General features: G+C 62.6%; 8 protein-coding genes. 2 read left to right on the top strand and 6 right to left on the bottom strand.

Going from position 1 to position 12,165, the window contains the following annotated elements:
• Positions 1–109 precede the first annotated feature (109 nt).
• From ACTUWL_RS20280 to ACTUWL_RS20270, 3 genes are all read right to left on the bottom strand, one after another.
• Positions 110–976 (bottom strand): tetratricopeptide repeat protein, encoded by an 867-nt coding sequence (locus tag ACTUWL_RS20280; protein WP_021079419.1) that lies wholly within the window; start codon positions 974–976, stop codon positions 110–112.
• Positions 977–1,051: 75 nt separating this feature from the next.
• Positions 1,052–1,810, bottom strand: a complete 759-nt coding sequence (locus tag ACTUWL_RS20275) for a FecR family protein (RefSeq protein WP_106940484.1) — start codon at positions 1,808–1,810, stop codon at positions 1,052–1,054.
• Positions 1,811–1,869: 59 nt separating this feature from the next.
• A complete protein-coding gene (locus ACTUWL_RS20270; RefSeq protein ID WP_146160398.1) occupies positions 1,870–2,166 on the bottom strand; it encodes a hypothetical protein in 297 nt (98 codons plus the stop codon).
• Here ACTUWL_RS20270 and ACTUWL_RS20265 point away from each other — a divergent pair.
• Positions 2,165–5,671: a DUF5801 repeats-in-toxin domain-containing protein gene (locus ACTUWL_RS20265; RefSeq protein WP_021079417.1), complete on the top strand. Its 3,507-nt coding sequence runs from the start codon at positions 2,165–2,167 to the stop codon at positions 5,669–5,671. The two genes, ACTUWL_RS20270 and ACTUWL_RS20265, sit on opposite strands and share 2 nt — an antisense overlap.
• 70 nt (positions 5,672–5,741) lie before the next feature.
• On the opposite strand, the gene ACTUWL_RS20260 is transcribed toward ACTUWL_RS20265, so the two are convergent.
• Entirely contained in the window at positions 5,742–7,511 is a 1,770-nt protein-coding gene (locus ACTUWL_RS20260; protein ID WP_021079416.1) for an alkaline phosphatase family protein, read from the bottom strand.
• A 379-nt stretch (positions 7,512–7,890) separates the two neighbouring features.
• Here ACTUWL_RS20260 and ACTUWL_RS20255 point away from each other — a divergent pair, with 379 nt between their 5' ends.
• The gene (locus ACTUWL_RS20255) at positions 7,891–9,249 is read left to right on the top strand and encodes a cytochrome c peroxidase (protein ID WP_035651696.1); all 1,359 of its coding nucleotides are present in this window, start codon (positions 7,891–7,893) and stop codon (positions 9,247–9,249) included.
• Between the two features lie 11 nt (positions 9,250–9,260).
• Here ACTUWL_RS20255 and ACTUWL_RS20250 read toward each other — a convergent pair whose 3' ends face one another.
• Positions 9,261–9,947 (bottom strand): hypothetical protein, encoded by a 687-nt coding sequence (locus tag ACTUWL_RS20250; protein WP_021079414.1) that lies wholly within the window; start codon positions 9,945–9,947, stop codon positions 9,261–9,263.
• 120 nt (positions 9,948–10,067) lie between these two features.
• Positions 10,068–12,131: a phospholipase C gene (locus tag ACTUWL_RS20245; protein WP_021079413.1), complete on the bottom strand. Its 2,064-nt coding sequence runs from the start codon at positions 12,129–12,131 to the stop codon at positions 10,068–10,070.
• Positions 12,132–12,165: the final 34 nt, after the last annotated feature.

Below are 12,165 nucleotides of genomic sequence, written 5' to 3'. Positions count from 1 at the left end.
GAAGCAAGACGACGCCAAGCCGATTCAACCAATACTCATCCCGCTTCAGCTGGAGCGACCAGACCCCGGTTCGCCCGCGCTTGCTTCGCGCGGGATCGGCTCGGCTCGCCTATTGCACGCCATAGCGCGTGAAATCGTCGGCGATGCTGCCCTGGATCGCCTTGGCCGCCGCGATGTCGATATTGCCGCCGGCCTTGTCGCCCTGCTTCAGCTTCGCCAGCCCGCGTCCATAGAGCGCGCTTGCGAGCCTTGGATCGATGCGAAGCGCGGAGCTGTAATCGTCGATCGCCGCGCCAAGCTCGCCTGTCTTCAGATAGACCAGGCCGCGCGAGTCGTAGGTCGCAGCATTGGCCGCCCCCGATTGCAACGCCTTGTTGCAGTCTTCCAGCGCCTCCTGCAACGCGCCAAGAATGGCCCGGCTCCAGCAGCGTCCGCTCCATACACCGTCAAGGTTCGGATCGAGGCGAATGGCCTGATCGTAATCCTGCACCGCGCGGGCATATTCGTTCCTTTTCAGATAGGCACCGGCGCGGTTGGCAAAGGCTTCGCCGTAGTTCGGGTTGAGCTTGATGGCGCGATCGAACGCGTCGGTCGCGCCATCGTATTGGTGCTTCCTGACATAGGCTACGCCGCGGTTGTTGAACGGCTTGCTGTAGGTTGGATTGAGCTCGATGGATCGATCAAAATCCCGGATGGCGCGGTCATAGTCTTCCTTGGTGGCGTAGGCGTTGCCGCGGTTGTTGTAGGCGATCGCGAGGCCGGCCTGTGTCATGTCCTCGCCTGCATCGATCAGCGCCGTGCACGCACCGATGCGCGCGTCGGCCGGCGTGTGATCGAGACCGCTGCACAGCTCGATATTGCGCAGGTAGCTGCCCCTTTGCTTCGCGTTCTGCGCGCCCGCCGGCGTTACGAGCAACAGCAGGATGAAGACCGCCGACAGGCCGCGACTCCCACAGGAGCCTGCACGAGGCTTCATGTCGGGCTCCGGTTTTTGACGACGCAGCGTCACCGATGTCCGTGAGTAGCCGCTCAAGACCAACGCCCTGCCCGCCTAGCATCCGCGACAAATGTTCGGATTGAACCTGTGGTAGGTGTTCGGCTCGGACTGCGGCGTCACGCGTGTCGCGGGCTTCCTGAGCAGCTTGCTCTTGCCCTCTTCGACGAGCGTCGCGAACCTCACCGTTCCATCGTCGGAAATTTCGATACGCGGCGTGGTGCCTCGAATTCCCATCGTCGCGGCGGGGGTGTCGATCTTCATGTCGCCGGTCTTCGCGATGTTGCCGGCCACGAAGGTGAACGTTCCATTGGCCAGCTTGAACAGGGTCGAGTTCGATTTTCCGTTCGGGTCGTACACAAACTCGGTCATGACCATCTTGGCGTTGCTCGACAGATTGAACGAGGTGCCATCGGTGAAGTTGATCCCGACCCGTCCATCGGCTCCGGTCTGTACCGTGTCGCCCATATAGACGGGGTCGCCAACCTTCGCCTGGGGCAATTGATCGGACAGCGCGGCCTGAACGACGACCGCGCTCGCATGTTCGATCGTGACCGAACCGGTGGCCGTCACGACCTTCCCGATCGACTTCGCTGAGGAATTGTCGACCGCGGGTTGGGCCGGCCCGGCTTGCGCCTGCACCTGGACCGGCATGAAGGTTGCGAGCGTAACGGCGAAGACGAAGCTTGCGAGCAAGTGAATAACCAAATGGATGCGCACGATCCCCTCCCTTTCGAGAAGATCTTGTCGTGTCGCGGCGCGATGGAGATCCGAACCGCCGGGCCGAGACCGCAGGACCTTGAGTGCCAAACGCATTGCTGCAACCAGGCCTAAAGGCCTGACGCAATTCGAATAAAAATTAATATATGGACAATTTACTCGATAATTATACTATAAATCCAGTGGGGCTGCACCCCCGCGATAAGAGACAGCTGTTCTGCTGTTTTCGCGGTCGGTTCTCGCAGTGCTGGAATTCGATTTTCACTACCGTATTTGGTTTCAATCAGGACGTTTCGGCGGGCAAGCCTATGGCTGCCGGTGCGAGGTTTTTTTCCTCGCGACGAAAGCAAGCCAGACGAAAAAACTGCGGCACCACCTTCCGCCTGAGCTGTTGAGCGGGCGAAAATGCCAATATTGGTCGCTTCCGGCGTAATGCCCGGGAACGCGTGCATGGCCGTTTCAGGTCAGCAGCCCCGGGTGATCGGCACTGTTCAGACGGCGATCGGCTGCGGCACCATCGCGCGTGCGCGCGGCATTGCCGTGCAGGTCGTGGCCGGCGATCCCGTTCGCCGGGGTGACGTCATCGAGGTCGCGACCGGCGGACAGGTCGAGATCCGCTTGATCGACGGCACGCTGCTCAGGCTGCCGCCCGGCACCCGGTTGGAGCTGGGCGATTTCGCGCAGGACCCCGGTGGCGGCTCGGGCCTGTTCGCGAAAGCCAGAAGCTTCTTCCGGATCATTGGCAGCAGGCTGACGGGGGCAGGCGTGCTGACGGCGGAGACGCCTGTTGGCACCGTCAGGGCCAGCGGCCTCGGCATGCTGACATTCGCCGTGCTGACCTTCGCGCTCCTGGACAACGCGCGGGCTGCGGAGCCGGACGTCACGCTGCTGGACGACGACACCATCGGCTACAAGGACCTCCACCACGGCGTGTTCGAGCTGGTGACCAAGGAGGCGATCCCCCGGCACATCATCGTCGACGACCCCGGAGAGACGATCATCCTGACCAAGCGAGGGTCTTCGGTCAGCGTGAACCACCTCACGAACAGCCCTGCTCACATGGAGGAATTGCGCGACGCGCAACAGGAGACGCTCGCCAATCTGGAGAGAGGAACGGGATCAAAAGGCTCCAGCGCACCCACCTACCAAGGTTCGCCGCTGCTGCAACCGATCAATTTCACCGAGCCTGACCCTTCGCAGACGCCGTATCAGCTCGGACCGCTGCCGACGGTCGTCCCCCAGTTCATCATTACTTTCAAGCCGCCACCGACGCCGCCCAAGCTGACGTTCGGAACGGTACCGTCGCTGACGTTGAGCGCGACGCATCTGACCGCGACGGCGCTGGACGACAACATCGCTGGCTCCGTACCGAACGTCGCGCTGACCACGATTACAGGAGACTTCTCGGTGAGGTTCGCCAGCGCACAGGACGCGGCGGGCGCGGCGGTCAGCTACGGGCTGTCGATCACCGGCGGCAACGGCGTGGCTTCAGGGCTGATCGACTCGCACACCGGCCTCGCCGACGTCCTGGTTCTGAACGGTGACACCGTCGAAGGCCACGTCGGCGCGGCTGACGGGACGCTGGCATTCACCATCACGCTCGCCCCGGCCACGGGGCTCGTGACCTTCACCGAGTACCGGTCGGCGATGGCGCCGCCTGGCACCAACACCGACGACAACGAAGCCGTGTCACTGGCGACCGGGATCGTAACCCTGATTGCAACCGTGACGAAGGCTGGCATCTCGCAGGATGTGACCCTCGATCTCGGCAGCAGATTGGTCATCGTCGAAGACGATCCGAGCATCAGCGCAAGCGGAACAGTCCCCTCGCTGACGCTGAGTGAGGCGCATCTGACGGCAACGCTGCTGGACGACAACATCGCCGGCTCTGCGCCCAATGCGACGCTGACGACGACCTCTGCCGACTTCTCGACGGCATTCACCTCGGTCCAAGGCGCGGATGGTGCGACGATCAGCTATGCGCTGACGATCACGGGCGGCAACGGTACCGCGTCGGGCCTGATCGACTCCCACACCGGCCTCGCCGACTTGTTGGTTCTGAATGGCAATACCATCGAGGGCCATGTCGGTACGGCCACCGGCACGCTGGCGTTCACCATCGCGGTGGATCCGATCACCGGACGGGTGACCTTCACCGAGTACCGCGCGGTAGTGCACCCGCTCGGTCCCAATCCGGACAGCGGAGAAGCTCTGGCGCTGGACGCCGGTCTCATAAGCCTGGTGGCGACGATCACGGACAAGGACGCAGACTTCCGGAGCGCGAGCATTGATCTTGGCAAGCAGCTCACGATCACGGACGACGGTCCGAGCATCAAGGCGAGCGGCACAACTCCATCTCTGACATTGAGCGAGACGCATCTGACTGCGACGACACTCGACGATAACATTGCCGGGTCCGCGCCGGATGCGCTCCTGACCACTACGTCAGCCGACTTTTCCAGGGCATTCAGCTCGGTTCAGGGCGCGGATGGCGCGACCATCAGTTACGCACTGACGATCACCGGCGGCAACGGCGCTGCGTCGGGCCTGATCGATTCGCACACCGGTTGCGCCGACGTGCTGGTGCTGAACGGCAACGCCATCGAGGGCCATGTCGGCACGACGACCGGCACACTGGCTTTTACCATCACGCTCGATCCAGCCACGGGGCTTGTGACCTTCACCGAGTATCGGGCAGTGACGCAGCCGCGCGGCACCGACCCGGACGACAATGAAACCGTGTCGCTGACTGCCGGAACCATAGGCTTGATCGCGACCATCACGGACAAGGACGGCAACTTCCAGAGCGCGAGTATTGATCTCGGTAAGCAGCTGTCGATTAGGGAAGACAGTCCGACAATTGGTGGCTTCCCGGTGACCGTCATCGCCGCTCACGACGATCAGGCCGCGACCGGCACCTACGATGTCAATTTCGGCGCAGATGGTGATGCCGCAATGCACGTCGCCATCCACAACGGCGAGGTCGGCAGCACGGGATATGACCTCGCGACCTCTAGCCTCGGCGATAGTGTCACCTCGGTGCATGTCACCGGACATTGCGATGACTACACTTTCTACTATTCGACCCATGCGGTCAGCGGCGGCGTCGAACTGGACGCCTACCGTACGGATTCAGGCGGTGAGCTCAGCGATCCGCTCTTTGCACTCCTGATCAATCCGAACGGCACCTATTGCTTTAATTTCGAGAAGGTCGAGCAGTTGAAGGATGTCACCGTGACAGGCTCCGATTTCGGCGCCTCGGACGGCGGCTCGATGGAACTCACGGCTCCGGACGCACAACTCGTCATCACCGGGTCCGACTGCGCTGGTCATCCCCTCGATGTCAAAGCATCGAGCGACGGCATCGCGGTCGGCGATTGCGGCCAGCAAATCGATCCCGGCGAGCGGCTGAATCTCGCATTCACCGAGAAGCAATCGCAGGTCGATTTTACTCTCGCTCACTGGCAGGGTTGCGGCACTGCAACTCTGACTTTCAAGGTACTCGACGGCAGCACCTGCGTTCACGACTTCAGCATCTGCGTTCCCAAACCAGGCAGCGGCTGCGCCGGCATCGTGGTACAGGAAACGTCGAACACGTCACTGATCGATACCTTCACCTTCAACAACGCGACGCAGGCGTACACGCTCTACGTCGGAAAGGCATTCACTCAGGTCCAGATCGACTATGATCGAGCGGAAGCTGGCCACCCCACCTTCACGGTCAACAACATCACCTACGACGAGAAGACGAGCATTCCGAGCACGGATCTTCTGTTCGATGTATCTGCCGTCGACAAGGGCGGCCATTCCGCCACGACCAGCCTTCAGGTTGACATCCAGGCCGCCGGCACCGGGACACACGCCTCGCCATTCGCGCCGAGTCCGGAAGACGCTGCGATGACCGCCAATATCATTTCAGATCCTGTCACGCATGTGCAGCACGATCTGATCCTGTAAAGGCCCTGAAGCCTGGTGAAGGTCCTGGCCCGCGCTAGATTGTTGGCGCGGGCCAGGATGATCTCTCGTATCAATGCCAGCCTTCGCCGGCCTTCAGCGCCGCCGAGAGGCTGCGCACCGGACGTGTCACCAGCGGCTCGAGGTCGAAGCGCTTCTCGAGCAGCCTGAGGATCGACGTGGTGTCGAAGTCCTCATGCGCGACGCCCGACTTGTTGAAGCGCTTGGCGATCAGCAGTGCCGGAATGCGGGTGCCGGGGCCCCACTGATCCGCAGCCTTGGCTTCGGCGCCATGACGGTTGTACGGCGGCGGCGGGACGTGGTCCCACTGTCCACCGAATTCGTCATAGGTGATGACGATCAGCGTGTTCTTGCCGTCAGGCCCTTCGACGATCGCCTTGACGAGATCGACCAGGTGCTGGCTGCCCTCGGATTCGCTGGTGTAGCCGGGGTGCTCGTTCTCCTCGCCGATCGGCTTGATGAAGCTGACCTGCTTCAGCCGCCCGGTCTTGGCCGCCTGGATGAACTCCGCCTCGTCCTTCAGGTGATCCCTGCGGGCCTGCGTTCCCGGCGCATAGTTGGCGAAGTAGTTCAGCGCCTGGTGGTGGTACTGGAAGTCCACGTCGGGGCAGTTCGGGAACACCGCATTCGAGTTATGGTTCGGATCGGTGCAGGTGGTGCCGTTGCCGTTGGTCCAGCCGGACGCGCCGACATCACCATTGGCGTTCGACCAACCGCCCGAATACCATGCCCAGTCAACATGCTTGGCCGACAGCCGATCGCCGATGTTCGGCGTATGCAGCGGCGGCAGGCGCTTGATGTCGGGCGTGCCCGGCGAATAGGGCTGGTAGGTCGGCTGCGTGGTGTTGACCGCGTAGTCGCCGCAGGCGAGGCCGGCCGGCAGGCCGGTCTGGTTGCACTTGGCCGTCAGTTGCGCGTCCTTCACGGTGGAGGCCGGCTTGTAGAGCGGCGTGCTGGTCGGCATGCCGTTGGCATCGACGATCGAGTGGAAGTCGTTGGCGCTGCCGTCGTTCAAGGCACCGACGAATTGCGGCGCTGCGGCCGCGACCAGGAATTGGTGGTTGAGGAACGACCCACCGAAGGCGCCCTGGAAGAAGCTGTCGGCGATGACGTAGTTCGGCGCGCCGTGGCTGTGCAGATAGGTGTAGATCGGCAGCTTCTTGGTGTCGTAATAGCCCATCACCAGGCCCGAGGCGTCGCTGCCGGTCACGTAGCGGTTCTGCCGGCCGCCGTTGAGCTGGTACTGCTCGCTGTAGAAGCGGTGCACGATATCCTCGGTGCAGCCGCCGGGCGCGCCGGTGCCGTTGAGGAAGCCGTGCGCCGCGAAGGCACCGAGCGGCTTCGGGCAGGTGGTCGCCGAGGTCGGGATGAAGTCATTGATCTCGAACGGCTTGTTCTTGAACGCGCTCAGGATTGCGACCGAGCCCGTATTGTCGGTGCAGGTCGTCGGCTGCGGCGACGGTGAGGTCAGGTTGAGGTCATTCTGCAACAGGCAGGCATAGACGGTCTGGTTGTCCTGCCGGACCTGCAGCGTGTGGGCCTGATCGGCGTCGGAGGTGCCGTTGAGGTGGTCACGACCGACATCGCCCCAATGCCCGTACAGGTTATCGAAACTGTGATTCTCCTGATAGATGACGACGATATGCTTGTACTGATGCACGCCCTCATGGCCGCGGTCGCGCAGCTCACGCAGCTCGTCGCTGACCTCGTGCTTGAATTCATCAACGATCTTTTCGACCAAATTCTCGGCGTTTGCCGCCGGTGAGATGGCAACGGCGCCAGCAACAACTGCGAGCGCCGGAATGGCTCCCCAAAGCCGCATAGTGCTCTCCTGATTTTAGAAAGAAATAGAAATGGAGCTACACGCTATGCAAAACACATTTCGCTGGGATGACCGTTTTTCGACGCGTGCGCAAACGCGTGAAAAGGTGCAAGCGCGCCGATCATTTTTCTTTCCGTCACATACAGCTCGGCCTGCGGGACGTTGATCGATCGTCATCAAACCGCAATCAACAGTCGTCTATCCAAACAGATGGTCATTGATGCTGCCGACAGGAAACTGTCACCTCCGTGACATCTTCCGACGCAGGGCGGCACATTTGCATTGTGACAAGGGGCGTTTTCTAGCGATGGTTTGGGATATTCTGGCGTCCGGCTCCGGAAAATGTCGTTCAGCATCTGGCGATCGTGGCGTCGGACCGGTGCGGATCGCGTTGCTGGCGCTTGTCGTTGCCCTGCTGCCATTGCGCGCGACGGCGTTCCCGCTCGGCGGCGACCAGACCGTGCTGCCGGCCGGCACCGAATTTGCCGAGGACGCGCTGGCGCGGCCACGCGAACTCTTTCATTCCGAGGCGATCGGCGGCCGAAAGTCCTATCTGGTCAATCTCGGCGACCTCGCGTTCAACTCGCCCTCCATCCTCGGCGGCAAGGCCCGTCAGGCCGAGATGAGCTGCGGCACCTGTCACGTCAACGGCGCATCGAACCCGAAGCTGTTCGTTCCGGGCGTATCCTCGCGCCCCGGGACCTTCGATACGACCAGCCTCGTCTTCAACGCGAAGACGTTCAACAGCATCCTCGATCCGGTCAGGATTCCGAGCCTGCGGGGCGCCCGCTTCCTCGCGCCCTATGGACATGACGGCCGCATCACCTCGTTGCGCGAGTTCGTCTATAATGTCATCGTCAACGAGTTTTCCGGGCCGCGGCCGAGCGACCAGGTTCTCGACGGCCTCGTCGCCTATATCAACGACATCGACTTCCTCCCCAATCCGAAGATCGCGCCCGGCGGCAGGCTCGGCACGCAGGCAAGCGTGGCCGAGCACCGTGGCGAGGCGCTGTTCTTCAAGCCGTTCCCGAAGCAGGCCGAGTTGAGCTGCGCCGGCTGTCACATTCCGGGGGGAACTTTCAACGACCAGGTGCGTCACGACGTCGGATCGGGCGGGCTGGTGAAGACCCCGACCCTGCTGAACGCCAATTTCAATGCACCGTACTTCCACGACGGCCGCTACGATACGTATGAGCAGGTGGTCGAGCATTTCGACCGTGTGTTCGACCTCGAACTGTCGACCCAGGACGTGCAGGACCTTGTGGCCTATCTGAATGCGGTCGGCGACGGCGAACGTCCGTTCGACAAGGACGGCGTCGTGCTCCGGATGAAGGAAGTGCTGGAGCTCTCGAGCGTGCTCGAGGCCGCGATCCCGGCCGCCGATACCGCGGTAGTGTCGCTGGCCGTGACCGGGGTCGGCGCCGAGCTGCGCGAATTGACCGAGCACATCCCCGACATCAGGAACACCTCGATCGGTGGCAAGGACCAGCGGCTGGCGGCGCGTGCGATCCTCAAAGACCTCGTCCTCACGCTGCGCCGCATCGACCTCGAAGTTGCGGCCGGCCATATCGACGAGGCGATGACGGAGTATCGCAGATTCGCCCAGCTTGTGAATTTCGACGTTCCCGTCGCCTTGAAGAAGGCCGAGCCGTGGTCGCTGTTCAACAGCAACGTGCATCAAGCCCACTACACCGCGCTCGGCCGGATGTTGCCGGTCACGAGCGGGCAATCACAGTAGCGCATAGCCCATCACTGCGCGGCCGGCGGCTCGACCCATACGTCGCTCTGCTGGATCCGGCGGATCAGCGCCTGCGGATCGAACTTGCGCAGGCCCGCGGGAATGTCGAAGCTTTGCGCCGGCTGCGGCTCGTCCCGGATGTGATCCGCTGATATTACCGTGCCATCCGCGGTCTCGATCTGCACTGGAAAGCCGCGCGCGCGGTCGATCCAGCCTGTGAAACTTTGTCCGGACGCTCCGGCAATTCGATAGAGTTCGGTGTCGCGCCCCGCGATGGCCTGCTGTCCATCGTGCCGGCAGTGCCACGTCGCGAGATCGACCGGCGCGGATAGCTGCGCCATCGCCAGCCATTGTCGGCACGGATCGTCGGGATCGACCGGCACGAACAGCCGGGTGAGCGGGCTCGATTGCATCGCATCCATGTAGACGTGCGCGGCCGGCCGGACGAAATAGGCGGTGGGCCTCGCCGCATCGAGCAGGAAGAAGCCGTCGGGCAGCGCGACGGTCTCGATGCGCGCTTTTCCGCCCGAGACACGCAGTGTTCCCATCGCGGTTGCCTTGTCGTCTTTCCGCGCGACGAGGTCAGCGGAGAATTGCTGCGCCGTGGCGGGCATCGGCGCAGCGGCCAGGATGGCGACCGCGAACAGGCTGGCCGCCACGCGGCTGCGCCCCTTGTACGTGTTCTCGTCGCGAGTCATCGCATATCCCCGGTCGTTCGGCTGATCGGCAGGCAGAAAATGACGGCGCCGACCGAACCAATGGTTCGATCGGCGCCGGCCTTGGATGGATTCAAGACCTCGTTCAGGACGAGAGCCCGATCATTCGGTGTAGGACAGCGTCACCGGCTTGCTGAAGTCGAACGCGTCGAACAGGTCGGAGAGCGCCGGGCTGTTGGTCGGGACATACTCGTTGTTCTTCGCGTAGCTCGGGTTCGGCAGGTTGTCGCGGCTGCGGTTCGTGAGCGGCTGGAGGCCCCAGTTGCGTTCGATGAACTTCAGAAGCGAAACGTGGTCGGCATAATTGTGGTTGACCTTGCCGCCCGTCGAATAGGGCGAGAGGATCAGGGTCGGAATCCGCGGTCCGTCGCCGAAGAAGTCGATCGACTGCTGGTAACCGGAGTCCCAGTAGCCGCCGGCTTCGTCCCAGGTGATGAAGACCGCCGTATCAGCCTTCAGCTCCGGGTTGTTCTCCAGCGCGCTGAGCACGTTCAGGACATAGGCCTCGAACAGGTCAACCTTCGAGCTTTGCGGATGACCATCGAGCAGACCGTCCGGCTTGCCGAACGACACCGCAGGCAGCTTGTTGTTGTGGATCGCCGTGATCAGATCGGCAGTGTCCTTCAAGTGGGCCTGACGCACGGCCGGGTTGGCCATGATCGAGGTCGCATACTGGAACGGATTGCAGATCTGGCAGTAGGCGACACCGAGCGCGTGCGCCGGGTCGGCGACCGCAGCGGCGCTGAGGTTGGGGTTCGACGGATTGGCGGCAACCGCGGCATTGGAGAGCGCCACGGCGTCGTTGAACGCGCCACCATAGAACGCCCAGGAGATGTTCTTCTCCATCAGCGCATCGCCGATCGTGCGAACCGACGACGGCGGAACGTTGTTGCCGCCCGACAGCGCGCCGTTCGGCAGATAGCCCGGGTTGACGTTGTTGAGCATGTAGTAGTGGTTGGGCTTGCAGTTCGGCTCCGCCGCGTAGGGCAGATTGTTGAGATAAGTGACGATCGGCTTCACGCCGGGCTGGAAGACATCCGAGCAGTTGCTCCAGTTGCCGTCGACGGTGTAGCGGTTGACCGAGCCCGAAACCGGATTCGGATTGGCGATCAGGGTGGACGGCGGCGTCACCGGGTTGCCCTTGCCGTCGCTCCAGAAGGCCGCGTCGCCGGTGCCGAGCATGAAGTGGTTGGCGCCGGTGCCGCCGTGGAACGATTGGTGGAAGTTGTCGCTCAGGGTGAAGCGATCGGCCAGCATCTTCAGGATCGGGGCCTGTCCCTGCTGGGCGTTGTAGAAGCCCATCGAGTTGGCCATGCTCTTGTTCGACGCCGAATAGGTCGCCATCACGAACGGGAACAGGTCGTTGAGGCAGCCCGAATTGTTCTTCTTGGTGGCGTTGGCGGCGCTGCAGTCTTCCTGCTGCCAATCCTGATAGAAGCGATGGGTCGAGTCGCCGGTGTAGTCGTCGTCGCTGATCTGCTCACCCTGCAGCGGGAACGGTCCGTTCAGACCGCCGGCGCCGGGCACGCGGGTATCCAGCACACCGGTCGGCAGGCCGCTGAAGCCGGTGGTGAGGATGTCGAGATCGGCCGGGTCCATGTCCTTTTCGACGCTGGCCTCGGCAATCGTCTTGAACGGGGGCGACGTGTCGCTCTGCGCGGTCGGCGTGCCGTTGGTGTTCGGCTGCGGCATCAGGTTGGTCGCGTTGTAGGGCGACTTCGAGATAGCGGGCGCGCCGATGTAATACGAAGGCTGACCCGCGACCGAGGCCTGCTGCGCCAGCGCGAAGTTCGGTCCCGGCGTTCCATCCTCGTTGACGATGCCCTTCGACAACAGGTTGGAGATGGTCTGCCCCTTGCCCTTCGGCTTGTACACACCGAAGGTGTGATCGAGGCCGCGGTTCTCGCCGATCAGAATGATGACGTGCTTGATCGGCGACGCGGTCTTGCCCTTGTCGCCGTGATCCTTGTCACCGTGATTTTCATGGTTTTCGTGCTTCGCACGATCGGCTTCTTCGTGCACCTTGTGATTGTGATGCGAACGCCTGTCCCAATCACTGCGGCCGCCCGGGTAGTGAGCGGCATATGCGGCTGTTGCGACGAGCACCGTTGACGCGATGGAGAGCGCGGTGCTGGTTCGCCAGTGCTTTTTGTAATTCAGACTCATTGTCGACCTCAGGGTGTTTGCGGTTAGCAACACC

Source organism: Bradyrhizobium sp. WCU1 (genome assembly GCF_053474805.1).
This window is presented reverse-complemented; position numbering and strand designations above follow the sequence as displayed.

What these genes read in the sequence shown, in the direction of transcription:
- ACTUWL_RS20280 (WP_021079419.1), bottom strand. Translation starts at nt 976, where the DNA reads ATGAAGCCTCGTGCAGGCTCCTGTGGGAGTCGCGGCCTGTCGGCGGTC.
- ACTUWL_RS20275 (WP_106940484.1), bottom strand. Translation starts at nt 1,810, where the DNA reads ATGCGTTTGGCACTCAAGGTCCTGCGGTCTCGGCCCGGCGGTTCGGAT.
- ACTUWL_RS20265 (WP_021079417.1), top strand. Translation starts at nt 2,165, where the DNA reads ATGGCCGTTTCAGGTCAGCAGCCCCGGGTGATCGGCACTGTTCAGACG.
- ACTUWL_RS20270 (WP_146160398.1), bottom strand. Translation starts at nt 2,166, where the DNA reads ATGCACGCGTTCCCGGGCATTACGCCGGAAGCGACCAATATTGGCATT.
- ACTUWL_RS20260 (WP_021079416.1), bottom strand. Translation starts at nt 7,511, where the DNA reads ATGCGGCTTTGGGGAGCCATTCCGGCGCTCGCAGTTGTTGCTGGCGCC.
- ACTUWL_RS20250 (WP_021079414.1), bottom strand. Translation starts at nt 9,947, where the DNA reads ATGACTCGCGACGAGAACACGTACAAGGGGCGCAGCCGCGTGGCGGCC.
- ACTUWL_RS20245 (WP_021079413.1), bottom strand. Translation starts at nt 12,131, where the DNA reads ATGAGTCTGAATTACAAAAAGCACTGGCGAACCAGCACCGCGCTCTCC.